The sequence below is a fragment of the Skermanella mucosa genome (assembly GCF_016765655.2).
In the GTDB taxonomy this organism is placed as follows: domain Bacteria; phylum Pseudomonadota; class Alphaproteobacteria; order Azospirillales; family Azospirillaceae; genus Skermanella; species Skermanella mucosa.
In genome coordinates this window covers 5,811,261-5,835,465 of sequence record NZ_CP086106.1, presented here as the reverse complement: position 1 = coordinate 5,835,465, position 24,205 = coordinate 5,811,261, and the positions used below count along the sequence as shown (strand labels likewise).

At 69.7% G+C, this 24,205-nt stretch carries 19 protein-coding genes; 9 read left to right on the top strand and 10 right to left on the bottom strand.

The window, feature by feature from the left end:
* Positions 1-17: 17 nt before the first annotated feature.
* The 5 genes from JL100_RS27000 to JL100_RS26980 all read right to left on the bottom strand — a co-directional run bounded on the left by JL100_RS27000 (position 18) and on the right by JL100_RS26980 (position 7,414).
* Entirely contained in the window at positions 18-3,344 is a 3,327-nt protein-coding gene (locus tag JL100_RS27000) for a PAS-domain containing protein (RefSeq protein WP_202683498.1), read from the bottom strand.
* Positions 3,345-3,428: 84 nt separating this feature from the next.
* Positions 3,429-4,406, bottom strand: coding sequence for a metal ABC transporter permease (locus tag JL100_RS26995; protein ID WP_202683499.1), 978 nt, complete (start codon positions 4,404-4,406; stop codon positions 3,429-3,431).
* Positions 4,403-5,605 (bottom strand): metal ABC transporter permease, encoded by a 1,203-nt coding sequence (locus tag JL100_RS26990; protein WP_202683500.1) that lies wholly within the window; start codon positions 5,603-5,605, stop codon positions 4,403-4,405. The genes JL100_RS26995 and JL100_RS26990 overlap by 4 nt, the downstream gene beginning before the upstream one ends.
* A 1-nt stretch (position 5,606) precedes the next feature.
* The gene (locus JL100_RS26985; RefSeq protein WP_202683501.1) at positions 5,607-6,434 is read right to left on the bottom strand and encodes a metal ABC transporter ATP-binding protein; all 828 of its coding nucleotides are present in this window, start codon (positions 6,432-6,434) and stop codon (positions 5,607-5,609) included.
* A gap of 5 nt (positions 6,435-6,439) precedes the next feature.
* Positions 6,440-7,414 carry a metal ABC transporter solute-binding protein, Zn/Mn family gene (locus JL100_RS26980; RefSeq protein WP_202683502.1) on the bottom strand — a complete coding sequence of 325 codons (975 nt, stop codon included), beginning with the start codon at positions 7,412-7,414 and terminating at the stop codon, positions 6,440-6,442.
* A 158-nt stretch (positions 7,415-7,572) separates the two neighbouring features.
* Here JL100_RS26980 and JL100_RS26975 point away from each other — a divergent pair, with 158 nt between their 5' ends.
* A complete protein-coding gene (locus JL100_RS26975; RefSeq protein WP_202683503.1) occupies positions 7,573-8,301 on the top strand; it encodes an SAM hydrolase/SAM-dependent halogenase family protein in 729 nt (242 codons plus the stop codon).
* A gap of 104 nt (positions 8,302-8,405) precedes the next feature.
* Here JL100_RS26975 and JL100_RS26970 read toward each other — a convergent pair whose 3' ends face one another.
* Positions 8,406-8,960 (bottom strand): phosphonate degradation HD-domain oxygenase, encoded by a 555-nt coding sequence (locus JL100_RS26970; protein ID WP_202683504.1) that lies wholly within the window; start codon positions 8,958-8,960, stop codon positions 8,406-8,408.
* 8 nt (positions 8,961-8,968) lie between these two features.
* Entirely contained in the window at positions 8,969-9,826 is an 858-nt protein-coding gene (gene phnX / locus JL100_RS26965) for a phosphonoacetaldehyde hydrolase (protein WP_202683505.1), read from the bottom strand.
* Positions 9,827-10,055: 229 nt separating this feature from the next.
* Here phnX and JL100_RS26960 point away from each other — a divergent pair, with 229 nt between their 5' ends.
* Genes JL100_RS26960 through JL100_RS26950 form a run of 3 tightly spaced genes read left to right on the top strand, consistent with a single transcriptional unit; the run spans position 10,056 to position 13,931 of the window.
* On the top strand, positions 10,056-11,105 hold the full coding sequence (locus JL100_RS26960; RefSeq protein WP_228420927.1) for a putative 2-aminoethylphosphonate ABC transporter substrate-binding protein: 1,050 nt from the start codon (positions 10,056-10,058) through the stop codon (positions 11,103-11,105).
* A gap of 16 nt (positions 11,106-11,121) precedes the next feature.
* Entirely contained in the window at positions 11,122-12,210 is a 1,089-nt protein-coding gene (locus JL100_RS26955) for a putative 2-aminoethylphosphonate ABC transporter ATP-binding protein (RefSeq protein ID WP_202683506.1), read from the top strand.
* Entirely contained in the window at positions 12,207-13,931 is a 1,725-nt protein-coding gene (locus JL100_RS26950) for a putative 2-aminoethylphosphonate ABC transporter permease subunit (protein WP_202683507.1), read from the top strand. Before JL100_RS26955 ends, JL100_RS26950 begins: the two co-directional genes overlap by 4 nt.
* A gap of 110 nt (positions 13,932-14,041) precedes the next feature.
* Here the strand turns inward: JL100_RS26950 and cysC are convergent, their stop codons facing one another.
* From cysC to JL100_RS26935, 3 genes are read right to left on the bottom strand one after another with little or no spacing between them, the layout of a single operon-like run.
* The gene (gene cysC / locus JL100_RS26945) at positions 14,042-15,931 is read right to left on the bottom strand and encodes an adenylyl-sulfate kinase (RefSeq protein ID WP_202683508.1); all 1,890 of its coding nucleotides are present in this window, start codon (positions 15,929-15,931) and stop codon (positions 14,042-14,044) included.
* A 1-nt stretch (position 15,932) separates the two neighbouring features.
* Positions 15,933-16,727, bottom strand: a complete 795-nt coding sequence (cysD, locus tag JL100_RS26940) for a sulfate adenylyltransferase subunit CysD (protein WP_158047549.1) — start codon at positions 16,725-16,727, stop codon at positions 15,933-15,935.
* Positions 16,728-16,777: 50 nt separating this feature from the next.
* On the bottom strand, positions 16,778-17,488 hold the full coding sequence (locus JL100_RS26935) for a phosphoadenylyl-sulfate reductase (protein WP_267133593.1): 711 nt from the start codon (positions 17,486-17,488) through the stop codon (positions 16,778-16,780).
* Between the two features lie 237 nt (positions 17,489-17,725).
* Here JL100_RS26935 and JL100_RS26930 point away from each other — a divergent pair, with 237 nt between their 5' ends.
* The 5 genes from JL100_RS26930 to JL100_RS26910 all read left to right on the top strand — a co-directional run bounded on the left by JL100_RS26930 (position 17,726) and on the right by JL100_RS26910 (position 24,125).
* Positions 17,726-19,486 (top strand): NADPH-dependent assimilatory sulfite reductase hemoprotein subunit, encoded by a 1,761-nt coding sequence (locus JL100_RS26930; RefSeq protein ID WP_202683510.1) that lies wholly within the window; start codon positions 17,726-17,728, stop codon positions 19,484-19,486.
* Positions 19,486-20,046, top strand: a complete 561-nt coding sequence (locus tag JL100_RS26925) for a precorrin-2 dehydrogenase/sirohydrochlorin ferrochelatase family protein (RefSeq protein ID WP_202683511.1) — start codon at positions 19,486-19,488, stop codon at positions 20,044-20,046. The genes JL100_RS26930 and JL100_RS26925 overlap by 1 nt, the downstream gene beginning before the upstream one ends.
* Positions 20,047-20,353: 307 nt before the next feature.
* Positions 20,354-21,055 carry an ABC transporter permease gene (locus tag JL100_RS26920; RefSeq protein WP_202683512.1) on the top strand — a complete coding sequence of 234 codons (702 nt, stop codon included), beginning with the start codon at positions 20,354-20,356 and terminating at the stop codon, positions 21,053-21,055.
* Positions 21,055-22,248 carry an ABC transporter ATP-binding protein gene (locus JL100_RS26915; protein WP_202683513.1) on the top strand — a complete coding sequence of 398 codons (1,194 nt, stop codon included), beginning with the start codon at positions 21,055-21,057 and terminating at the stop codon, positions 22,246-22,248. Before JL100_RS26920 ends, JL100_RS26915 begins: the two co-directional genes overlap by 1 nt.
* Before the next feature lie 221 nt (positions 22,249-22,469).
* Positions 22,470-24,125 carry a class I SAM-dependent methyltransferase gene (locus tag JL100_RS26910; protein ID WP_202683514.1) on the top strand — a complete coding sequence of 552 codons (1,656 nt, stop codon included), beginning with the start codon at positions 22,470-22,472 and terminating at the stop codon, positions 24,123-24,125.
* The last annotated feature ends 80 nt before the right edge of the window (positions 24,126-24,205 follow it).

Sequence of the window (24,205 nt, the reverse complement as noted above, 5' to 3'; positions counted from 1 at the left end):
TGGACCGCCTGCGCCCCTCAGGCGCGCGCGACCGCGCCCAGGCCGTCATAGGCGCGTGCCGTCGCCTCGAGCAGGGCGGGAATCCCGGCGCCGATCCGCTGCACCGTCGACGCGTCGCCAGCTTGGCAGGCGCGCTCGATCGCGCGGACCGCGTCGGCGAGCCGGACGGCGCCGAAGGTGCCGGCGGAGCTCTTCAGCGTGTGGGCTTCCCGTGCCACCGTTTCCAGCACTCCGGCGGCGGAGCCGTCGACGATGCGCTGCACCCGTCCCCGGGCTTCCGACAGGAATGCGTCGATCAGGTCCGGCAGGATCGTCTCGTCGAGATCTTGCTTGAGCTGGTCGAGCACGCCGGTGTCGAGCAGCTCGCCTTCCGCGGGCTCGGCCGCCGTGCCCGGGTTTCCGGCCTCCGCGATGCCGGCCGGCGTCGCCGGGACGGTCGTGGGCAGCCAGCGGGCGATCGTGTCGAGCAGATGGACGCGCTCGATCGGCTTCGGCACGTAATCGTTCATCCCGGCATCGAGGAACCGTTCCCGGTCGCCGACCATGGCGTTGGCCGTCATCGCGATGATCGGGATGTCGCCGACCGGGGCGGGCAGGGCGCGGATCGCGCGCGTCGCCGCGATGCCGTCCATCTCCGGCATGGCGATGTCCATCAGGACGAGCAGATAGGGCGCCCGGCGGACCGCGGCGACCGCTTCCAGCCCATTGGCCGCGACATCGACCCGGTATCCGGCGACCTTCAGCAGGGTGCCGGCGACCAGCTGGTTGGTGACGCTGTCCTCCACCAGGAGCAGCCGGGGGGCGTCCGCCGGCAGGGTGTCGCTTCCGAACGCGGTCCCGTCGCCGGCCGGCCGCTCCGGCGCGGCGGAGAGGCCCGGATGATCCAGCTCCATCACCGGTTCGCCGCGCAACGCCGCGAGAAGCGCCGCCTGGCGCGCCGGCTTGCGGACCGCGGCCGAGAAGCCCGCCGATTCCAGCTGCGGCCAGGCAGCGGCCGAACCCTGCGACGTCCGGCCGATGCCGGACAGCAGGACAAGGCGACCGACGCCGGCATCGCGGAGACGGCGCGCCAATGTCGCGACCGGCAGGTCCGCGGCGGTGTCGTCGACCAGGGCGGCGTCGAACGCGGGCCGGCCCTGGGACCGCCCGCTTCCGGACGACGCGACCGCCTCCAGGGCGGCGCGTCCGCTGGCGACCCCGTGGACCGCGACGCCCCAGTCGGCGAGCTGCCGGGTCAGGACCTCGCGGCTGACGCCGTTCCCCTCGACCAGCAGGATGCGTTTCCCGGCCAGCGACGATGCGGCCTCGGCCGGCCTAAAGCCGTCCGGGGAGCGCGCCAGGGACACGGTGAACCAGAAATGGCTGCCGACGCCGGCGGCGCTGTCGAACCCGATCCCGCCGCCCATCAGGCCGACCAGCCGCTTGGCGATGGCGAGATGAAGCCCGCTGCCGCCGTGCCGGCGCGGCGCTCCCGTGCCGCCCAGCCCGAAACCGTCGAAAACCTGGGGCTGCGCCGCGGCGGGGATGCCGACTCCGGTGTCCGCGACCTCGAAGCGCAACGTCACGGAACCGGCGGTGCTCGCCGGCGCCGTCACGGTCAGCGAGACGCCCCCTTGTTCGGTGAACTTGACGGCGTTTCCGGCCAGGGTCGCGAGCACCTGCCGCAGCCGCTTCGGATCGCCCCGCAGGGCCGACGGCACGCCGGCCGGGACTCCGGCGACGAGGTCGATGCCCTTGGCGGCGGCCTGCCCGGCCAGCGTATCGACCAGCCCCTCCACCAGGTCGACCAGGTCGAAGTCCTCCTCCTGGATGCGGAGCCTGCCGTCCTCCAGCCGGGCCAGGTCGATGATGTCGGTCAGGGTAGCCATCTGGTTCTCGACCAGTTCCCGGACCGCGACGGCCTGGGCGCGCTGGGGCTCGGTCAGCCGGCTTTCCGCCAGCGCGCCGATCGTGCCGAGCGCGCCGCTCAGCGCCGGCCGCACCTCGCGGCCGATCGCGGCCAGATAGTCCGACCGGGCGCGGCCCTCCCGCTCGGCCTTCGCCAGGGCGGCGCGCAGACGGTCCTCCGCGTCCTGCCGCTCGGTGACGTCGCGCAGCGTCAGGGCGGCGGCGGGCCGGTCCTGCCAGGCAACCCGGCGTCGCGACGCCTCGCACAGGAATCGGCCGCCGTCCCGGCGCAGGAGCCGGAACCCGCCGCCGGATACCGGACCCTCCGGTCCTTCCAGCGCCAGGGCGTCGCGCAGCCCGGCCCAGTCCTCGGGTGCCGCCAGCCGGTCGGCCGGGCAGCCGATCAGCTCACCCACGGTCATCCCGAACAGCGCCGCCGCCGCCTCGTTGGCGTCGATCACGGTGGCGCCGTCGTGGATCAGCACCCCTTCCGTCGCGGCGGCGGAGAGGCGCCGGAACCGCTCCTCCCGGTCGGCGAGATCCCGTCCGGCGCGCCGCGCCGCGGTCATGTCGGCATAGCGGACCAGCCGCCCGCCGTCGGACATCGGCGCGGACGTCACCTCCAGCACATGGCCGTCCGGGCGGACATGGTCCCAGCTCAGCGTCTCGCGGACGCCCGCCATGCCGACCGCGCCGGGAGGAATGCCGGACAGCGCCGCCTCGCCCCGTGCATCGAGGAAGGCGGTGAACTCCGTCAGGGGACGGCCCGCCGTCGGCAGGTCCGGCGGCAGGTCCAGAAGCTCGACCAGCTTCACGTTACATCCGACCAGCCGCGACTCGGGGCTCCACAGGCAGACCGCCTCGGGCAGGGCGTTCAGGACGCCGTCGAGCAGCCGGGTGCGCCGGGCCAGCTCGGTCTGCCGGCGTCGTCCCTCCGTCACGTCGGTGCTGACGGCCACGCGGTAACCGCCGTCGATCCGCCTTCCGTCGACCCGCAGCCACCGCCCGTCCGGCATCGGGCGACCGTCCTCCTCCGGGCTCCCGACCGGGGCCTCGGCCAGAGATTCCCCGGGGACCGGGTCGGCGGCGGCCGTTCTCGGCGGCGGCGAGTTCAGCTCGCGGAATCGCTGGTTGGACATCACCAGCCGCTCGGCCCGGTCGAAGATCGCGATGCCGTCGGGCAGCGACTCGATGGCGTCGGCCAGCACCTGGCGGGCATGGTCGGTCCGCCGCTCGGCCGCCCGGGCCACGCGCACCCTGCGCTCGCCGGCGGCCATCCCGGCCAGGACCAGCCCGATCAGGGCGGCGGCGCAGGCCGCCTTCAGCACGATCATGCCGGCGCCGCCGTCCGACGGCAGCAATGTGCCGCCCGCGGCCAGGGTCACGACGGCGATGAACCGGGCCATGGACCGCTTGGTCGGCCGGAAGCGCGGGTCTTGCTCGGCAGGTCTGGTCATGAACCGTTGGATCGAGTTGCCACCGGATTGCCGGTTTCCTCACCCTAACGGGTCACCGCATCCGGAACAATCCCGTTGCCTTGCCTACCCCGCCGCTCGGCCCGCCCCTCGCCCCACTGCCCGCCCGGACATCCGGTTGCGGGCCAGCACGCCGTGGCGTGGCGCGAACAGGATGGCGGCCGCCAGCAGGACGCCGGCCAGGGTCGCGATCATCCCGGCGGCGTTCAGCGCGTCGGCCGGGCCGCCGGCCAGCAGTGACGGGCCGAAGGCGCCCAGCAGATAGCCGCCGGCCCCGGTCAGGGCGCCGATCGCGACGCTCAGCCACAGCTGGACCGACAGCCGGTCGGTCAGCAGGCGCGCCGTCGCCGCCGGGCAGATCAGCATCGCGACCACCAGGATCGAGCCGACCGCCTCGAACGAGGCGATCGCGGCGACCGCGACCAGCACGACGATCCCGTAATGGAACAATCCGGCGGGAATGCCCAGCGTCGTCGCCAGCGCCGGGTCGAACGAGGTCAGCGCCAGTTCCTTCCGGAAAGCGACGACGCAGGCGATGCACAGCGCCGTCACCAGGGCCAGCGTCACCACCTGGCGCGGCAGGTCGGCCCACACCGCCGGGTCCGCCAGGTCGGCCCAGCCCTGCGGCGCCAGCCACAGGATCGCTTCCAGCTGGCCGTAGAGCACGCAGTCGGCGTCCAGGTCGACGGCGCGGGCGGCGCCCTGCTCGATCAGCACCACGCCGCCCGCGAACATCACGGTGAACACGACGCCCATGGCAGCACCCCCGTCCAGCCGGCCCAGCCTGCGCACCGATTCGATCAGCACGCCCGCGACGACCGCCGCCGCCAGCGCCCCGCCGATCACCCCCGGGCCGAAGCGGGAGCCGGTCAGCAGGAAGCCGCCGACGATGCCGGGCAGGATGGCGTGGCTGATCGCGTCGCCCAGCAGGCTCTGCCGCCGAAGCACCAGGAAATTTCCGACCAGCGCGCAGCTGATGCAGGCGAGCACCGCCGCGGTCATGGCCGGCAGGTCGATCTGGAGGAATTCCTGCGTGGTGATCATCGCGCCGTCTCCCCCGGAAGCCCCTCCAGCTCCCGCACCAGGTCGCGGGGCAGCACCCGGTCGATCGGGTCGATGCCCCAGTTGGCCTGTCCCGGGATAAGGGTCGGGTAGCGCATCAGGAAACGCTCCCACAGCCGCCGGTTCCGCTCGGCCGCCCTCGCCGCCGCAATCCCCCGCTCGGTCAGGTCTTCGCCGCGCAGCCAGCCGCGCAGCCGCAGCCACGGCCGCATCGCCGGCGAGGGCGGGTCGCCGGCCAGCCGTGCTGCCAGCGCCGCCTGCTCCGCATAGGCGAGGCGCAGGCGGGCCTGCCGCCACGCCGTCGCCACCACGCCGCGGGCCGGGGCGAACAGGAAGCTCGCCGTGAACAGCGCGCCGGCCACCAGCACGATCACGGCGCCCGCCGGCAGGCGCGGCACCAGCGCCGACAGGCTGGCGCCGATCCAGCCGCTGGCACCCCCCAGCACGGCGGCGACGACCACCATGACCCCCAGCCGCTCGGTCCAGAAACGGGCCGCCGCCGGCGGCACGATCAGCAGGGCGATGATCAGGATCAGCCCGACGGTCTGGAGGCCGATCACCGTGACCAGCGTGGTCAGTCCCATCAGGGCCAGGTCGATCCGGCGGGTCGGCCAGCCCTGGCCGGCCGCGAAGTCGGGATCGAAGCAGAGCAGCCTGAACTCCTTGAACAGCAGGGCGGAGGCCGCCACCGCCGCCAGCGCCAGTGCCGCGATCGCCGCCGCCTCGGTCCGGTTCATGGCGGCGGTCTGGCCCAGGATGAAGGTCTTCAGCCCCGCCTGGTTGCCGGTCGGCAGGGTCTGGATATGGCTCAGCAGAACGACGCCGACGCCGAAGAACACGCTCAGCACGGCGCCGATGGCGGCGTCCTCCGGCAGCCTCGTGTGGCGGGAGATCGCCTGGATCGCCAGCACGCCCAGCGCCCCGCTGAACAGCGCGCCGGCCAGCAGCACCGGCAGGCTGCGCCCTTCCAGACCGAGCCAGGTCGCGGCCAGGAAGGCCAGGGCTATCCCCGGCAGGGTCGCGTGGCTCAGCGCGTCGCTGACCAGGGCGCGCTTGCGCAGCAGCATGAAGCTTCCGATGACGCCGGCCGCCACCCCCAGGCAGGCGGTGCCGACCACCACCACGGCCGAGTTGAAGCCGGCCTGGAGGGTCAGCGTCGCGATCACGTCGGCGGGGTTCATGTCACGCCGTCTCCGCCCGCACCGGCAGGGCCGCGCCGGCGATGCCTGCCCGGCCCGCGGGGACGTCGGCCGGCCCGAGCCGCCCGCCATAGGTCTGGCGCAGCATCTCCGCGGTCAGGGTCGTCGCCACCGGCCCGGCCCCGATCACGCGGGTGTTCAGCAGCAGGACATGGTCGAAATAATCGGCGACGGTCTGCAGGTCGTGGTGGACGCAGATCACCGTGCGCCCGGCGGCGTCGAGGTCGCGCAGCACCTGGATCACCGCCCGCTCGGTCGCGGCATCGACGCCCGCGAACGGCTCGTCCATGAAATAGACCTTCGCCTCCTGGGCCAGCGCGCGGGCCAGGAATACCCGCTGCTGCTGGCCGCCCGAGAGCTGGCCGATCTGGCGGTCGGCGAAGTCGGCCATGCCGACCCGGTCCAGGCAGGCCCGCGCCGCCTCCCGGTGGGCGCGCCCGACCGGCCGGCACCAGCCGATCATGCCGTAGCGGCCCATCGCGACGACGTCCAGGGCGGAGGCCGGGAAGTCCCAGTCCACGCTTTCGCGCTGGGGTACGTAGCCGATCAGCGCGCGGCGCCGCCCGACCGGCCCGCCATGGACCCGCACGGTGCCCGACACCGCCGGGACCAGCCCCAGGCAGGCCTTGATGAAGGTGGACTTGCCGGCGCCGTTGGGGCCGACGATGGCGATCAGGCCGCGGGACGGGGCGGTATAGTCGGCCGACCACAGCACGGGCTTCCTGTTGTAGGCGACGGTCAGGCCGCGCACCTCCAGCGGGGAGGCGGCGAACGGCCCGTCGCCCTTGGCGGCTCGGAACGGGAACAGCATGGCTCTCACCTCTCCAGCGCCGCGAGACGGCCCTCGAACCCGCCGGCCGGCGGGGCTCCGCCCAGCGCGCGGGCGATGGTCGTCACGTTGTGGTCGATCATGCCGACATAGGTCCCTTCATAGGTGCCGGGCGCGCCCATCGCGTCCGAATACAGCGCGCCGCCGATCACGACCTCGTGGCCGCGCGCGGCGGCGCCGTCGATCAGCGCCCGGATGTTGCGCTCGGACACGCTGGTCTCGACGAAGACGGCGGCGATCCGGCGGGTGACCAGCAGGTCGACCAGGTCCTCGATCTCGCGCAGCCCGGCCTCCGACTCCGTGCTGATGCCCTGGATGCCGCGCACCTCCAGCCCGTAGGCGCGGCCCAGGTAGTTGAAGGCGTCGTGGGCGGTGACCAGGACGCGGGCCTGCTCCGGGATGCCCCCCAGCACCGACCGGGCATAGGCGTCCAGCCGCTCGAACCGCCGGGCCAGGTCCGCCGCGTTGGCACGGTAGATGTCCGCGCCCTGGGGATCGAACGCCGCCAGCGCGTCGCGCACCGAGTTGAGCGCATGGGTCCACAGGGCCACGTCCATCCAGACATGCGGGTCCGGGTTGCCGTCGAACCCTTCGGGCGTCAGCAGCCGGTCGGCCGGAACCGCCTCGGCGACGGCGTGGACCGGCTTGCCGGACCCGGCGACGCGGGTCAGCGCGTCGATGATCTTCCCCTCCAGGTGCAGGCCGCTGTAAAACAGGATGTCGGCCCCGGCGATCCGCGCCACGTCGGACCGGGTCAGCTTGTAGGTGTGCGGATCGACCCCTTCGCCCATCAGGCTGGAAACCTCGGCCCGCCCGCCCGCGACCTCGCGCACCAGGTCGGCCACCTGCGACGTGGTGGCGACGGCGGCGAAGGGCTGGCCGGCGGCTCTGGGCGAAGTGATCGGATAGAGGGCGAGGCACAGAATCGCCAGCACGAACAACCGTCTGGAAACCAGGGCCATCACTGTATGCCTCCACCGTATTTCGATATTGAACAGGTGTTCATATTGACAGGTCCCGTGATTTATTTGTTCTTGTGAAGTGCTTGAAAGGGAATATGCCCTGGTTTCTCGGATTTGCAAGTATACCTCTGAACTTTCTTAATGAGGGAACCAGCGTGATGATTGTTTTGTTTACCGATTTCGGGTTGTCCGGACCCTATACCGGACAGGTGAAGGCGGTGCTGGCAGGCCGGGCGCCGGGGGTGCCGGTGATCGACCTGTTCGCGGACGCGCCCGCCTTCCAACCCTATCCCTGCGCCTACCTGCTCGCCGCCTATTGCGTCGCCGTGCCGCAGGGCGGCGTGCTGCTCGGGGTCGTCGATCCCGGCGTCGGGACCGATCGCCTGCCGCTGGCCGTGCGCGCCGACGACCGCTGGTATGTCGGGCCGGACAACGGCCTGTTCGAGCTGGTGATGCGCCGCGCCGCCTCGGTGGAGGCCTGGGCGATCGACTGGCGGCCGGAGCGCCTGTCGGCCAGCTTCCACGGCCGCGACCTGTTCGCCCCGGTGGCCGCCGGCCTGGCGCTGGGCGGGCCGGTCCCCGGAACGCCGGTCCCGGCGGAGCGGGTCCGCCGCCCCGACTGGCCCGACGACCTGGCGCAGATCGTCTATATCGACGTCTACGGCAACGCCATGACCGGCCTGCGCGCCTCGACGCTCCCCGCCGACGCCGTGCTGACGGTCGCCGGCCGGCCCGTCTTGCCCGCCCGGACGTTCGGCGCGGTGCCGCCCGGCGAAGCCTTCTGGTACGGGAACTCCAACGGCCTCGCCGAGATCGCGGTCAACCGGGGCCGGGCGGACACGGTTTTAGGATTGGGTGTCGGCGATCCTGTCGGGCTTTCCAGCTGAACCAAGCCTTAAAGACTTGGCCACAGATGAACGCAGATGGACACAGATGGTTTTTTGGACCTATCTGCGTCCATCTGCGTTCATCTGTGGCTAAATAAGAGAAATCAGTCCGACCGCATCGCGCAGACCGCCAGATACGGCCTGAAATGGTCCAGCCCAGGCGTCGGCAGACCCGGGACCTTGGCCTTGTCGTCCCAGCGGCGCACCAGCACCGCGTCGGGACCGAAGCGGCCCAGGATGAAGCGGGCGGCCTGGTCCTCGCTCAGGGGTCCCCCCTGGAGCCTCAGGCTCTGCTTCGAGGCGGGCGACAGGGCGGCGGCGTAGGCCGGCTCGACCGCGCACAGGTAGCGCTTGGCCGCGACGTGCAGCCGCACCGGCGCGCAGACGTCCTCGGGGAATCGATCCGCCAGCCATCGCGCGCCGATCGCCTCGTGCCGGGCGTCCAACTCCTCGTCGGCGACGCCTTCGCCCAGCCCGTGGAGCAGATGGCCGACGTCGTGCAGCAGCGAGGCGACGACCAGATGGGGCGGGGCGCCGAACTGCTCGGCCAGCGCCGCGGTCTGGAGCGCGTGCTCGGTCTGGCTGACCGCCTCGCCGAAATAGGCCTGGTCGCCGGAGGCTCGGAAAAGCTCGAAGATTTCGGATACGGTGTCGGTCATGGCCTCGATCACGGAACAGCCCCCAGGGCGAGGCGGCGCTCGATGTCCTCGATCACGGGTATCAGCTGTCCGATCCCGTCGATCACATAATGGGCGCCGCCCGCGCGCAACCGATCATACGCGGCGGTCCGCCTGACCTTCAACTCGTCTTCCGACAGCGCCGTCAATTCCTCGACCGCCAGCCCCATCTCGTTGCCGGTCAGGGCCACCGCGACGGTCCACATGCCGGCGTTCAGCCCTTCCTCGATGCCGGGCAGGGTATCGTCCACCTTGACGCAGGCGGCGGCCGGCCAGACGTTCAGCTCGATCATGTTCTGGTAGCACATCAGCGGGGTCGGCCGCCCGGCGGCCAGGTCGCCGGCGCAGACCACGCAGTCCGGCTCGTATCCGTTGGCGGCGGCCGCCGGGATCAGCACGTCCATGATCGGCCGGGAATAGCCGGTGGTCGAGCCGATCTTCACGCCGCGGGCGCGCAGGTCGGCGATGGTGGTGCGGGCGCCCGGCACCAGCGCCGCGTGGTCGGCGACCACCTCGACGTTCATGGGCAGGAAGCGGGCGTAGAGATCGTCCACGTCGCCGTCGGACATGGGCCGGCCATGCACGTCGCGCCAGCGCTTCGCCACCTCGGGCAGCGCGCCGACCGCCTTGATGTGGTCCCACTTGGGCAGCCCCATGGGCACGCGCGCCTCCGCGACCGAGATCGTGACGCCGACCGTGCCGAAGGCCGCCACGAACACGCCCATCGGCGCCCGGCTGCCGAAATCCACCACGGTGCCGGCCCAGTCCAGGATGACCGCCCGGACCGGCCCGTCATAGGATCTGGCGAAGGGGTTGGCAGAGGGATTGGCAGGGGGTTTGGTCGTCATGCCGTCGTATCTCCTTGGCCCGGCCCCGGCCCCACCTTGGCCGAAGCGCCGGGCCTCTTGGACGCCGCACTTTGCGCCAGGGGCTGGCGAAAGAAAAGCGGCTAAATTGATGCGAAACCAAGGTCAAGATTTCGTCCCGCATCACGAAACCGTAACGCAAAGCCGTTAGGTTTGGCTCCAACGGCCACAAGCATTTGAACATGGCCTTTCAGCCAGGGAGTTCCGGACCATGGGCCATCTTCAAGCCATGAACAGCCTTTTCCGTGCCGCGACCGCCGGCGCCGCTTTCCTGGGAGCGGCACTCGCCGCCGCCCCGGCCGACGCCAAGACCCAGCTCACCGTCTATACCGCGGTGGAGGCTGACGAACTGGCCGCCTTCAAGCAGGCGTTCGAGGCGAAGAACCCCGACATCGAGATCCGCTGGGTCCGGGACTCGACCGGCATCATCACCGCCAAGCTGCTGGCGGAAAAGGCCAATCCCCAGGCCGACATCGTCTGGGGCCTGGCCGCCACCAGCCTCAAGCTGCTGGCCGACGACGGCATGCTGATGGCCTACGCGCCCAAGGGCCTGGACCAGATCGCCAAGGACCTGCGCGACCCGGCGGAGCCGCCGGCCTGGGTCGGGCAGCGGGTCTGGATCTCGGCGGTCTGCTTCAACACGGTCGAGGCGAAGAAGCGCAACCTGCCGGCCCCGAAGAGCTGGGCCGACCTCGCCGACCCGGTCTACAAGGGCCAGATCGCGATGCCCAACCCCAACTCGTCCGGCACCGGCTTCCTGTCGGTCTCGGCCTGGGTCCAGACCATGGGCGAGGAGAAGGCCTGGGACTACATGACCCGGCTGCACGACAACGTCGCGACCTACACCCATTCCGGCTCCAAGCCGTGCCGCCAGGCCGGCGCCGGCGAATACGCGGTCGGCATCTCGTTCGACTATCGCGGCGCCAAGGTCAAGGCCGACGGCGCCCCGGTCGATGTCCTGGTGATGAGCGAGGGTTCCGGCTGGGACCTGGAGAGCTTCGGCATCGTCAAGGGCACCGACGCCCCGGACGCCGCCAAGGCGCTGGCCGACTGGTCGGTCAGCCGGGAAGCGAACGAGATGTACGCCAAGGCCTATTCGGTCGTGGCGCTGCCCGGCGTCGCCAAGCCGATCCCGGGCTATCCCGACGGCCTGATCCAGTCCATGATCAAGAACGACTTCAGCTGGGTCGCGGCCAACCGCGAGCGCCTGCTGGCGGAATGGCAGAAGCGCTTCGACGGCAAGACCGAGCCGAAGAGCTGAGGCGGGGACCGCCGCCATGACCGGTGCCGCCCCCTATCTGCGCCTGGAGAACGTCACCAAGTCGTTCGGTCCGTTCCAGGCGCTCAAGGGCGTCTCGCTGGAGATCTTCGGCGGCGAGTTCGTCTGCTTCCTCGGGCCGTCCGGCTGCGGCAAGACCACCCTGCTGCGTGCCATCGCCGGCCTGGACGTCCAGACTGGTGGCCGGATCGAGCAGGGCGGCCGCGACGTGTCGGACCTTCCCGCCGGGGAGCGTGATTTCGGCATCGTGTTCCAGTCCTACGCCCTGTTCCCCAATCTGACCGTCGCGCGCAACGTCGGCTACGGGCTGGAGAGCCGCCGGACCCCGCGCGACGAGCGGAACCGGCGGGTGGCCGAGCTGCTCGACCTCGTGGGGCTGCCCGACGCCGGCCCCAAATACCCGGCGCAGCTGTCCGGCGGGCAGCAGCAGCGGGTGGCGCTGGCCCGCGCGCTGGCGACCTCGCCCGGGCTCCTGCTGCTGGACGAGCCGCTGTCGGCGCTCGACGCCCGGGTGCGCCAGCACCTGCGGACCGAGATCGTCCGGCTGCACCGCCGGCTCGGCATCACCACCGTCATGGTGACCCACGACCAGGAGGAGGCGCTGTCCATGGCCGACCGCATCGTGGTCATGGACCAGGGCCGGATCGAGCAGGTCGGCACGCCCCTGACGATCTACCGTCACCCGGCCAGCCGGTTCGTCGCCGACTTCATCGGCCGAATGAATTTCCTGCCCGCCGTCGCCGCCGGCCCCGGCCGGGTCCGCGTCGGCACACTGCACCTGGAAACCGGCGGGCTTGACGGCCCCGCCCCAGGCACCGCCGTGACCCTGGGCGTCCGGCCGGAGGATATCCAGGTCCGCGATGTCGGCGCCGGCTCGCCCAACGCCTTCCAAGCCAAGGTCCATGAACTGGAGTTCATGGGCGGCATCTGGCGGGCGGCGCTGACCGGGCCGGACGGTGCCCCGGGTCTCCACGCTGACTTCTCCACCAACGCGGTCCGCGACCTCGACATCGGCCGGGGCAGCGCCCTGACCGTGGCGGTCCCGCCCGAACGCATCCGCGTCTTCCAGCAGGCCTCCGCCCCATGACCGGCAGGACCCTGGACCGGGTCTCGCCCGCACCATCCCCCGCCGTCGCCATCGTCCGCCAGCGCGCCGGCCGCGACGACTGGGTGGTGCGCGCCGGCCTCGTCGTCCTGGCCCTGTATCTCGCCGTCAGCATCGTTCTGCCTCTCTGGACCCTGCTGTCAAAGAGCTTCCAGGACCGCGCCGGCGACTTCGTCGGGCTCGCCAACTACGCCGCCTATGCCTCCAACCCGGCGCTGGTCCGGTCGGTCCTGAACAGCCTGACCGTCGCGGGGCTGACCACCGCGATCACCCTGGCGCTGGCCTTCGTCTACGCCTACGGCCTGACCCGCAGCCGGATGCCCGGACGCGGCCTGTTCCGCGCGGTCGCCATGATCCCGCTGCTGGCGCCGTCGCTGCTGCCGGCGATCTCGCTGATCTACCTGTTCGGCAACCAGGGGCTGGTCCGGGACTGGCTGATGGGCTGGTCGATCTACGGCCCGATCGGCATCGTCATGGGCGAGGTGTTCTACACCTTCCCCCACGCGCTGCTGATCCTGACCACCGCGCTGGCGGTCGCCGACCAGCGCTTGTACGAGGCGGCCGACTGCCTGGGCGCCACCCGGTTCCGCCGCTTCATGACCGTGACCCTGCCGGGCGCCCGCTACGGGCTGGTCAGCGCTGGCTTCGTCGTCTTCACCCTGGTGATCACCGATTTCGGCGTGCCCAAGGTGATCGGCGGCTCCTTCGACGTGCTGGCGACCGACGTCTACAAGCAGGTGGTCGGCCAGCAGAATTTCCAGATGGGCGCCGTGGTCAGCGCCGTCCTGCTGGTCCCGGCGATCCTCGCCTTCGCGGTGGACCGCATGGTCCAGCGCCGCCAGGTGGCCCAGCTGAGCGGCCGGGCGGTCAGTTTCCAGCCCCGCGCCGAGCCTTTCCGCGACTGGAGCCTGTTCGCCGCCTGCGCTCTGGTCGCCTTCGGCCTGCTCGCGATCCTCGGGATGGCGGCTTTCGCCTCCCTGGTCACCTTCTGGCCCTACAACCTCGAACCGACCCTTCGCCACTACAGCTTCGACCTGATGGACGGCGGCGGCTGGGCGTCCTACTGGAACAGCCTGAAGATGGCGGGCCTGACCGCAGTGGTCGGCACCGCCGTGATCTTCACCGGGGCCTGGGCAATCGAGAAGGGCCGCGGCGCCGGCCCGCTGCGCGCCGCCTGCCACCTGCTCGCCATGCTGCCCATGGCGGTGCCGGGGCTGGTGCTGGGCCTCGCCTACATCTTCTTCTTCAATCCGGCCGGCAACCCGCTCAACTTCCTGTACGGCACGCTGGCGATCCTGGTGATGAACAGCATCGCCCATTTCTACACGGTCGGCCACCTGACCGCCGTGACCGCGCTGAAGCAGATCGATCCCGAGTTCGAGAGCGTCTCCGCCTCCCTCAAGGTGCCCAGCTACACCACCTTCCGCCGGGTGACCGTACCGGTCTGCCTGCCGGCGATCCTGGGCATCAGCATCTACCTGTTCGTCAACGCCATGACGACGGTCTCGGGCGTGGTCTTCCTCTATTCGCCCGACACGACGCTGGCCTCGATCGCCGTGCTCAACATGGACGATGCCGGCGACATCGCCCCGGCCGCCGCCATGGCGATGATGATCGTCTATACCTCCGCCGCCGTGAAGCTCTTCCACGCCCTGGCCACCGGCCGCCTCCTCCGCCTCACCCAGCGCTGGCGGGCAAGGTAGGGTTCTCGGCCACAGATGAACGGCGATGAACAAAGATAATGGAATCTTTCTTATCTGAGTTCATCTGCGTGCATCTGTGGCCAAAAAGAGCAGCGCAAGCGCGTTCCGCCCTAGATCCCCTCGCCCCGCCCCTGGACCGCGTCGCTGGGATATTTCAGCCCGGTGACCCGCTCGGCATAGCCGACCAGCTCGCCGACCGCTTCCTCGATCCCCAGCCTGCCGGTCTCGACCACCAGCTCGGCGGCCTGCGGCTCCTCGTAAGGGGCGGAGACGCCGGTGAATTCGGGAATCTCCCCGGCGCGCGCCCGGCGGTACAGCCCCTTGGGATCGCGCTGCTCGCAGACATCCAACTCGGCCTTGACGTGGATCTCATGGAACAGGTCGCCGCCGATGGCACGGGCCTTCGCCCGGTCCTGGCGGGTCGGCGAGATCAGCGCCGTCACCACGATCATGCCGGCCTCGGCGAACAGGCGGGCGGCCTCGGCGACGCGGCGGATATTCTCCGACCGGTCGGCGGGGGAAAAGCCCAGGTCGCCGTTCAGCCCCTGCCGCACGCCGTCGCCGTCCAGGACATAGACCTGCCGGCCGCGCTCGAACAGCGTCCGCTCCAGCCCCATGGCCAGGGTGGACTTGCCGGCCCCGGACAGGCCGGTCAGCCACAGCACGGCGCCGCGGTGCCCGTTGGACAGCGCCCGCTCGTCGGGGCTCACCGCATGCTCGACCCGCTGCAGGTTCCGCTCGGCGACCGCGTCGGCCCCGGTCACGATGAAGCCGCCGACCACGTCGTGGCCGTCGAGCAGCACGCCGCGCCCGGTGCGGGGCAGGTCGATCGCCAGGTCCACCGCCACGAGGCTGCGGCTGTGCAGCACCACGTTGGCGATCTCGTTGCGGCCGACCCGGTCGGCCGCCGACACGCCCAGGTCGTCGATGTCGACCACCTCGACGATCTTCTCCACCGTCACGCGGTGCTCGGCGGTCGCCAGCTTCAGGGTATAGGCCCGGCCGGTCTCCAGCGGCTTGGAGGCCAGCCAGAACAGCCGCACGGTCAGCCGATGGGCCTCGATCGGCCGCTCCGCCGGAAGGCTGGCGATGTGGCCGCGCTCCACGAAGATGCGCTGGTCCAGCGTGATGCCGACGGACTGGCCGGCCGCGGCGCTGATCGCGGACGCCGCGTTCCACGCCTCGATGCTGACGACCTTGGCGGTGCGGTTGTTCGGCGCGAAATGAAGCGTATCGCCGACCCGCAGCCGGCCGGTCTCGATCCGGCCCGCCAGGATGCGGCGCTCGTCCGGCTTGTAGACGTCCTGGATCGGCAGGCGCAGCGGCAACTCGTCCTCCGGCGCCGCCGGCAGGAAGCCGTCCAGCGCCTCGATCACGGTCGGCCCGTCATACCAGGACAGGTTTTCGCTGCGCGACGCGATGTTGTCGCCGTGGCGGGCGGAGATCGGCAGGATCACGCCCGGCGCCACGCCGATCCCGTTCAGGTAGGCCCGGATCTCGGCCGCGACATGGTCGAACCGCGCCTGCGAGAAGTCCACCATGTCCATCTTGTTGACGATCACGGCGACCTGTTTCACCCCCAGCAGGTGCAGCAGGTAGGCGTGGCGGCGCGACTGCTCCAGGGCGCCCTCGCCGGCGTCGATCACCAGCAGGGCCGCGTCGGCGTTGGACGCGCCGGTCACCATGTTCTTCAGGAACTCGGTATGGCCCGGCGCGTCGATGATCACGTAGGGACGGCGTTCCGTCTTGAAGTGGATCTGCGTCGTGTCGATGGTGATGCCTTGGTCGCGCTCGGCCTGGAGCGCGTCCATCACGAACGACCATTCGAACGGCATGCCGCGCCGGCGGCTCATCTCGCGGACCGCCTCGACCTTGCCGTCGGGCAGGCTGCCGGTGTCGTTCAGCAGGCGGCCGATCAGGGTGGACTTGCCATGGTCGACGTGGCCGACGATGACGATGCGCGCTTGGCGGCGCTGGGATGCGGGAAGCAAGGGGCTCATCTCACATGTAACCGGAGCTGCGCAGGCGCTCGAAGGCGTCCTCGGTTTCGTTGTCCATCGACCGGCCGGCCCGCTCGGGCGTGCGGGTCACCTCCAGCTCGGAGATGATCTCGTCGATGCTCGCGGCGCTGCTGTCCACCGGGAAGGTGATGTTCTTCTCGCCCAGCGACCGGTACCGCTTGCCCTCGCGGGCGAAGTACAGCGGCACGATGGGGATTTCCTCGCGCTTGGAATAGCGCCAGATGTCCAGCTCGGTCCAGTGCAGCAGCGGGTGGATGCGCACGTGGGTGCCCTCGGCGAACCGGGTCTTGTAGTGGTCCCAGAACTCCGCCGGCTGGTCCTTGAAGTCCCAGGCGCCGTCCAGCGCGCGCGGGCTGAACACCCGCTCCTTGGCGCGGGTCGCCTGCTCGTCGCGGCGGATGCCCACCATGATGCCCTGGTACTGCTCGCGGCGGAGCAGGTTCTTCAGCCCCTCGGTCTTGCGGGCGGCGGCGCGGGTGGCCGGCGGCAGCGTCGGGTCCATCTCGCTTTCCGGCGGGCACTGCTCGATCACCAGGTCCAGGCCCCAGTCGCGGGTCACCATGTCGCGGAACTCGTAGACCTCCGGCAATTCCATGCCGGTGTCGAGCTGCACCACGGGGAACGGCACCTTGCCGAAGAAGGCCTTGCGCGCCAGCCACAGCAGCACGTTGCTGTCCTTGCCGATCGACCACAGCGCGGCGAGTCGGTCGATCCGGTTGAACGCCTCGCGCAGGATATAGACGCTCTGGCTTTCCAGTTGGTCGAGGTCGGTCATCGTCCGAAGTTCCACCACAATCAAATTGGCCCGCTGGGTAACGGGCGGTGTCAGATGAAGGATACGGCGCGCGGCACCGCGCCCAGGTGGATGCCGCATTCCGTCTTGTCCTGCCCGGCCCAGCGGCCGGAGCGGGGGTCCTGGCCGGGAGCGACCCGGTCGGTGCAGGGCATGCAGCCGATCGACAGGAAGCCGTCGGCCTCCAGCGGGTGGCGCGGCAGGTCGCGGCGGTCGAACTCCGCCTGGATTCTGTCGCGCGACCAGGTTGCCAGCGGGTTCACCTTGAAGCGGCCGTCATCGTCCCGCTCGACCGGGTCCAGGGCCGCGCGGGTGGTCGCCTGGAAGCGCTTGCGGCCGGTGATCCAGGCGTCGAAGCCGCGCAGCGCGCGGTCCAGCGGGATCGTCTTGCGGACATGGCAGCAGGCGTCGGGCGAAGACTGCCACAGCAGCCCTTCCGGGTCCGCCGCCTTCAGCTCGGCCGGGTCGGGCTCCATCGTGCGGACGTCGGTCAGGCCGAGCCGCTTGATCAGCGTGTCGCGGTAGCGCAGGGTCTCGCCGAACAGCTTGCCGGTGTCCAGGAAGATCACCGGGATGCCCGGGTCAACCTCGGCCGCCAGGGCCAGCAGCACGGCGGCTTCCGTCCCGAAGGAGGAGACCAGGGCGATCCGCCCGCGGAATTCGTCCCGCACGAGCGGCCGAAGCAGCTCGGTCCCGGACAGGCCGCCATAGCGCCGCTGGAGCGCTTCGAGCCCGTCCGCCAAGTGTGTTCTCGCCAGTCCGTCCATGTCCGAAACACAATCCACAAAACGTTGATGTATTTGCTCTCGCTATTGCACGTTAGCGAGTCTGGAGAAAGCCCGCAACGCTTTTAACATGCGGCATTGAGTCATTCAGCATATCTACACGAAAATTCTGTGTTGAATTGGGAAATTCAAGCACCTTATATGCTCGCACGGCCCCGATACCGCCCCTCATGCATGGATAAAGCGTCAGTCGCCATGTCACAGTCCCAAGACCTCCCCGCGAAGAAGCCCGCCCCGACCCCGAAGCTTTCGCAGGTCGAAGGCGTCAAGCAGGCGAGCGCGCTGCTGCGCGGCAGCATCGCTGAGACGTTGAACAGCGACCTGGTGAAATTCACCGAGGACGAATACAACCTGCTGAAATTCCACGGGACCTACCAGGGATACGACCGCGACTCCGCGACCGAGCTGAAGCAGCAGAAGGCGGAGAAGAAGTGGGAGTTCATGGTCCGCGCCCGCATCCCGGCCGGGCGCCTGACGTCGCGGCAGTATCTGGACCTGGACGCCCTTGCCGATCGCCGCGCCAATCATACGATCCGGATCACGACCCGGCAGGCGATCCAGTTCCACGGCGTCGTCAAGTCCGACCTCAAGGGCACGATCGCCGACATCAACGCCACCATGATCACCACGCTGGGCGCCTGCGGCGACGTGGTCCGCAACGTGACTGCCATGCCCGCTCCCGTGCGCAGCCCGGTCACCGAGCGTCTGGCGGCCGACGCCAAGCGCATATCCGACCATCTGCTGCCGCATACCCGGGCCTATCACGAGATCTGGCTGGACGGCGAGCAGGTGCTGGGCGAGCCCGAGATCGAGCCGATCTACGGCACGACATACCTGCCCCGGAAGTTCAAGATCGGCCTCGGCGTGCCGGAGGACAATTCGGTCGACGTGCTGACCAACGACCTCGGCATCGTGGCATTGTACGAGGGCGACACCCTGGTCGGGTACAATTTCGCGGTCGGCGGCGGCCTGGGCATGACCCACAACAAGCCGAAGACCTATCCGAGGCTCGCCAGCTTCGTCGCCTTCGTCGAGCCCGACGACCTGATCAAGGCGGTCGAGGCCGTGGTCATCGTCCAGCGCGACCATGGCGACCGGACCAACCGCCGCCACGCCCGCCTTAAATACACCATCGACGAGCGCGGCCTGCCCTGGTTCAAGTCGGAGATGGAGCGCGTCCTGGGCCGCACCCTGGAAGACCCGCGCCCGATGCCGCCGTTCCAGGTCGCCGACCATCTCGGCTGGCACGAGCAGGGCGACGGGCTGTGGTACCTGGGCCTCGCGATCCCCAGCGGGCGCATCCAGGACACCGACCCGGTCAAGCTGCGCACGGCGCTGCGCGAGGTCGCGAGCCGGTTCCAGCCGGCGCTGGTGCTGATGCCGACCCAGGACCTGATCCTGGCCGACATCCGGGACGAGGACCGTGCCGGGATCGAGCAGACGCTGCGCGCCCACGGCGTCCAGTTCGCCGAGGAGCTGCTGCCGGTGCACCGCTGGTCGCTGGCCTGCCCGGCGCTGCCGACCTGCGGCCTCGCCCTGACCGAGGCGGAGCGGATCCGCACCCCGATGATCGACCGGATCGCCGAGGTCATGGCCCGCTACGGCCTCGCCCAGGAGCGGCTGAGCATCCGCATCACCGGCTGCCCCAACGGCTGCGCCCGGCCCTATGCCGGCGACATCGGGCTGGTCGGCCGCATGCCCGGCCACTTCTCGCTCTATGTCGGCGGTGATTTCGAGTGCACCCGGTTGAACTGGAAGCTGCTCGACCGCGTTCCCGAGGACGACGTGCCGGAGACCCTGGCCCCGCTGTTCGCCGAGTTCGCGGCCCAGCGCGACCAGGGCGAGGGCTTCGGCGATTTCCTGAACCGCCTCGGCCTGGAGCGGGCCACCGCCCTGGTCAAGCCCGACGGCGCCGGCGCCGAGGGCAAGGCGGGCGACCTGGTGGAGGCCGACTGATGTTTCCGATCGTCCTGGACCTGGATCACGTCTCGGTCGCCCTGGTCGGAGCCGGGCAACTGGCGGCCAAGCGGCTGAAGCAGCTGGACCAGGCCGGGGCGCGGCGGCTGACCGTCTTCTCCGAAGCGCCCGACGCAGGTCTGGCGGCGCTCGCCGGCGAGCGGCTGATCCGCCGCCTGCCGACCGACGGCGACCTCGCCGCCTTCCAGGTGATCTATATCGTTGATCTCGATCCCGGCGTCGCGGCCGACCTGGCCGCGCGCTGCCGGGCGCTCGGCCGCCTGGTCAATGTCGAGGACGTCAAGCACCTGTGCGACTTCCACACCCCGTCCCAGGTTCGCCGCGGCGACCTGCTGCTCTCCATCTCGACCGGCGGCAAGAGCCCGGGCCTTGCGCAGCGCCTGCGCCGCTACCTGGAAGACCTGTTCCAGCCGGACTGGGAAGACCATCTGGACGAGCTGGCCCGCGCCCGCGCCGATTGGCGGGCGGAAGGCGCCGACATGCAGACGGTGGCCCGGCGCACCGAGGAAATGATCGAGAAACGCGGCTGGCTGCGCTGAGCTGCCCCGTGCCGCGCAGGCGTCCTGCGCCGCCTTACGCACCGGAAAGCGCGGAAAAGCATACGGGCCTTGCGCCCGCCCAGCCGGTTTAGTCAGTGACGATCATGGTCTCTTGTGCAAAAGTCCCGCCGGCCGCGGCTGGCAGAGACTTGGCGCCGGCCCCGAGGCGGGATACTTCAATACAGGGACCAAGATGACATTGCCGATGCTTTCGCGGCGCCGACGTTCTGACCATTCGAATTTCAACCTTGGTATGGTCGTCAACTGGACTAGACAAGATTTCGTCGACCGGTACTCGGGATCTGTCTTGGGACTCGCCTGGGTCCTCATCTGGCCCTTGGTCCAGGTGACGATCTTCACCCTGATCTTCTCCCAGATCATGGGCGCCCGGCTGCCCGGAAATTCCGATACCTACGCCTACAGCGTCTATCTGGTTGCGGGCGTGGTGCCCTGGACCGCCTTCGCCAATACGGTCTCGCGCGTGACCACCGTATTCCTGGACAAGAAACACATCCTGTCCAAGGTCCGCGTGTCGATGCCGCTGCTGGCCAGCTACATCGTCCTGTCGGAAGCGGTGACCTTCGCGGTGACCATGGCGGTCTTCCTGATGTATCTGGTCGCCTTCGGCCACGATCTCGGGACCGGGCTCCTGTTCGTGCCCCTGATCTTCGTCCTGCAGCAGGTGTTCGCCTTCGCGCTCGGCCTGATCTGCGCCTGCTTGATCGTCTTCATCCGCGACGTCAAGGAGATCGTCGGCATCGTGCTCCAGCTCTGGTTCTGGTTCACCCCGATCGTCTATGTGGCGGACATCGTGCCGGAGAGCATCCGGGGCTGGCTGGAGCTGAACCCGTCGATGCTGTTCATCGAAAGCTACCATGCGATCTTCGTCCACGGCGGCTTGCCGGTGCTGGACGACATGGTCACGCTCGCGGTGACAGGCGGCGTCCTGCTCGCCGTCTCGTTGCTGATGCTCCGCAAGCTGGAGCGCGATATCCGGGATTTCCTCTGATGATCCGCGTCGAAAACCTCCAGAAGACCTTCCATCTCTACCGCAAGCCGTCGGACCGGCTGAAGGAGATCCTGACCGGCCGCACCTACCACACGGTCCATTCGGCCCTCCGGGACGTGACCTTCACGGTGGCGGACGGGGAAACGGTCGGCATCGTCGGCCGCAATGGGGCCGGCAAGTCCACCCTGCTCAAGCTCCTGACCGGCATCCTGCTTCCCGACAACGGCATCGTGGAGACGAGCGGCAAGATCACCGGCCTGCTGGAATTGGGCACCGGCTTCAACCATGAGCTGTCGGGCTGGGCCAATATCCGCTCCAACGGCCTGATGCTCGGCATGTCCGGCGAGGAAATCCAGGAGAAACGCCAAGCGATCGCCGAGTTCAGCGAACTGGGCAAGTTCCTCGACCAGGCGCTGAAGACCTATTCGTCCGGCATGCTGATGCGGCTGGCCTTCAGCGTCGCCATCCATGCCGATCCCCGCTGCTTCGTGGTGGACGAGGCACTGTCCGTGGGCGACGCGCATTTCCAGCAGAAATGCATGAAACGCATCCGCGAGTTCCGCGCCGGCGGCGGCTCGATCATCTTCGTCTCGCACGACATGAATTCGGTCAAGGTGCTGTGCGACCGCGCCATCCTGCTGGAACAGGGGCGCGTCGTCGAGGACGGGGATCCCGAGCGGGTCGTCAACGCCTATAACTTCCAGCTCGCCCGGACCGCCATCCAGGTCGAGCGGCCCGAACTCTCCAAAGGCGCGGAAACCTCCTATGGCAGCCGCGAGCTGGAGATCCTCTCGGTGACCGTGGCCGGGGAAGGCTCCAAGGCCGAGGTGGTCAGCTCGGGCGAGACGACGAACATTTCCGTCAGCTTCCGCGCCAACCGGAGCGTGGAGGATTTCACGGTCGGCATCATGATCCGCGACCGGTTCGGCCAGGACATCTTCGGGATCAACACCTACCTGCTCGACCAGCCTCTCTCCATAGAAGAGGGCGAGTACCGGCAGGTCGATTTCACCATGCCGATGGATATCAGCCCCGGCAAATACACCATCACCGCGGCGCTCCATACCCGTGAGTCCCATGTGGATCAATGCTTCCACTGGCACGACCGCATCACGACCTTCGAGGTCGCCGGTATCCGCGGCCCCGTCTTCGCCGGGATGTGCCGCCTCCAGCCGGACCTGCACGTACACTGACTTCCGGCACAGGATCCAATGAAGGCAGCATTTTACAGGACAACTTCCTCTTTGGGGTTAGCGCGTCGAAACAGTGGAGACGCGGCTCCGATGAAATGCCAAAAAGAGCGCCTGATGACAGCGGCGATGCTGATGTCGTTCTGACCGAAAGAGCGGGCAGTGCTTACGAATCCGCAAGATGCATGCGCATCAGAGCTTGAGTTGTCCCACGGTGAGCGTTCATGCTGCAGACGAATAACTTCCGCGTAGATACTGCGCAGTTGACTTCCCGTATCCAGGCGGAACTCCAGGTCCCCCGAAGGGCCAGCGCTCCCGCTCCGGCGCCCGCCGTACCGGCCCAAGCCCCCGTGCTGTCGACGTTCCCCGACGCGGTCGCCGCGACGGTCGCTCCTCCTCCGGCACCTTCCCCGTCGGAAGGCCAGCCGTTCCGGCACCGGCTGCGCGACGTTCCCCTGGTCGGTTCGCTGCTGTCCTGGGCATGGGGACTGGCCCGGCTGGCTGACACGCGCTCCGCGGCCCATACCGCGCTGACCCGCGCCAGCGACGCCTGGAACTTCGCCGCCGCGCAGGAGCCCTGGGTGAGGGCCCGGGAAGCGCAGTTCCGCGGGCAGGTCGATGCCGGGCTCCAGGGATGCCTCGGCCAGATCCAGGGCGTCCGTGCGGAAATCCAGCAGCTCCGAACCGATTCCGAGCGCGACGTCGCCGTGATGCGGGTGGAGATGCGCGGTCCCTTCCAGGAGATCGCGGCCCTCCGGTCGGAGATCGAGCAGGTCAGGGCCTCCCTCGCCGAACACCGGCAGGCGGAACAGCGCCTCCAGGCCGAGCTGGAGCAGCTTCGGGCCGCGCTTTGGGATCATCGGGAATCCACCGACACCACCCTGGGCGATCACCGGGAGTCCATCGAAGCCGCCTTGGCCGATCACCGGAAGTCCGTCGAAGCCGCCTTGGCCGACCATGGGAAAGCCGCCGAAAGGGCCTCGGCCGAGCACCGGCGGGCGCTGGAAGCGCAGTTCCTGGCGGCATTGTCCGGCGAGGCGGCGGCGCGGCAATCCGCCGAGCAGGAGACCCGCCACCGGCTGGCGGCGCTCCGCCAGGAGATCCTGTTCCAGCAGCGCCGCCTGTCCGCCAGCCTGGAGGTCCGGGGCGCCGCCTCCAGCCACCAGGACCCCGGCGCCGGGCCGTCCGCGCCGCCCAGGGAAGGGGCGGTGGACGACCGGCTCAACGCCTTCTACGCCCAGTTCGAGGATGCTTTCCGGGGAAGCCGGGAGGACATCAAGGCGCGGGTATCGGTCCATGCTGACCGCATCGTCCTGGCCGGCGCCGGCACGCCGGAGCGGCCCGTCCTGGACATCGGCTGCGGCCGGGGCGAGTGGCTGGAGGTCCTCAGGGAGCATGGCCTCGCGGCCTACGGCATCGACACCAACGACGTCACGGTCTCCGCGTGCCGCGCCCGTGGACTGGATGCCCGGCGGGCCGAAGCCCTCGGCCATCTTCGGTCGCTGGCGGACGGCAGCATCGGCGGCGTGACCGCCTTCCACGTGGCGGAGCACCTGCCGCTCGACGTGCTGGCGGATCTGCTGGACGAGACCCTGCGGGTGCTGGAGCCGGGCGGCGTGCTGCTGCTCGAGACGCCCAATCCCGAGAACCTGCTGGTCGGCGGCATGACCTTCTACAACGACCCGACCCACCGCAATCCGCTGCCGCCCGCCGTGCTCCTGTTCCTGGTCCGGCAGCGGGGCTTCGTGGATGCGGAGATCGTCCGCCTGCATCCGTTCCCCGACGACCATCTGCTGCCGCAGGACGACGTGATCGGGCAGCGCCTCAACCACCTTCTCTACGGCCCGCAGGACTACGCGGTCGTGGCGCGCAAGGTCTGACCTCTCCCGAACCGGAACGTTCGGCGCGCTTCCAGGGCAAGAGCAGCCCAGGCCTGAAGCCCAGGACCAATAGATTGAAG

Bases quoted from the DNA above. Each gene is read 5' to 3' on its own strand.
- JL100_RS27000 (WP_202683498.1), bottom strand. From the start codon at position 3,344: ATGACCAGACCTGCCGAGCAAGACCCGCGCTTCCGGCCGACCAAGCGG.
- JL100_RS26995 (WP_202683499.1), bottom strand. From the start codon at position 4,406: ATGATCACCACGCAGGAATTCCTCCAGATCGACCTGCCGGCCATGACC.
- JL100_RS26990 (WP_202683500.1), bottom strand. From the start codon at position 5,605: ATGAACCCCGCCGACGTGATCGCGACGCTGACCCTCCAGGCCGGCTTC.
- JL100_RS26985 (WP_202683501.1), bottom strand. From the start codon at position 6,434: ATGCTGTTCCCGTTCCGAGCCGCCAAGGGCGACGGGCCGTTCGCCGCC.
- JL100_RS26980 (WP_202683502.1), bottom strand. From the start codon at position 7,414: ATGGCCCTGGTTTCCAGACGGTTGTTCGTGCTGGCGATTCTGTGCCTC.
- JL100_RS26975 (WP_202683503.1), top strand. From the start codon at position 7,573: ATGATTGTTTTGTTTACCGATTTCGGGTTGTCCGGACCCTATACCGGA.
- JL100_RS26970 (WP_202683504.1), bottom strand. From the start codon at position 8,960: ATGACCGACACCGTATCCGAAATCTTCGAGCTTTTCCGAGCCTCCGGC.
- phnX (WP_202683505.1), bottom strand. From the start codon at position 9,826: ATGACGACCAAACCCCCTGCCAATCCCTCTGCCAACCCCTTCGCCAGA.
- JL100_RS26960 (WP_228420927.1), top strand. From the start codon at position 10,056: ATGGGCCATCTTCAAGCCATGAACAGCCTTTTCCGTGCCGCGACCGCC.
- JL100_RS26955 (WP_202683506.1), top strand. From the start codon at position 11,122: ATGACCGGTGCCGCCCCCTATCTGCGCCTGGAGAACGTCACCAAGTCG.
- JL100_RS26950 (WP_202683507.1), top strand. From the start codon at position 12,207: ATGACCGGCAGGACCCTGGACCGGGTCTCGCCCGCACCATCCCCCGCC.
- cysC (WP_202683508.1), bottom strand. From the start codon at position 15,931: ATGAGCCCCTTGCTTCCCGCATCCCAGCGCCGCCAAGCGCGCATCGTC.
- cysD (WP_158047549.1), bottom strand. From the start codon at position 16,727: ATGACCGACCTCGACCAACTGGAAAGCCAGAGCGTCTATATCCTGCGC.
- JL100_RS26930 (WP_202683510.1), top strand. From the start codon at position 17,726: ATGTCACAGTCCCAAGACCTCCCCGCGAAGAAGCCCGCCCCGACCCCG.
- JL100_RS26925 (WP_202683511.1), top strand. From the start codon at position 19,486: ATGTTTCCGATCGTCCTGGACCTGGATCACGTCTCGGTCGCCCTGGTC.
- JL100_RS26915 (WP_202683513.1), top strand. From the start codon at position 21,055: ATGATCCGCGTCGAAAACCTCCAGAAGACCTTCCATCTCTACCGCAAG.
- JL100_RS26910 (WP_202683514.1), top strand. From the start codon at position 22,470: ATGCTGCAGACGAATAACTTCCGCGTAGATACTGCGCAGTTGACTTCC.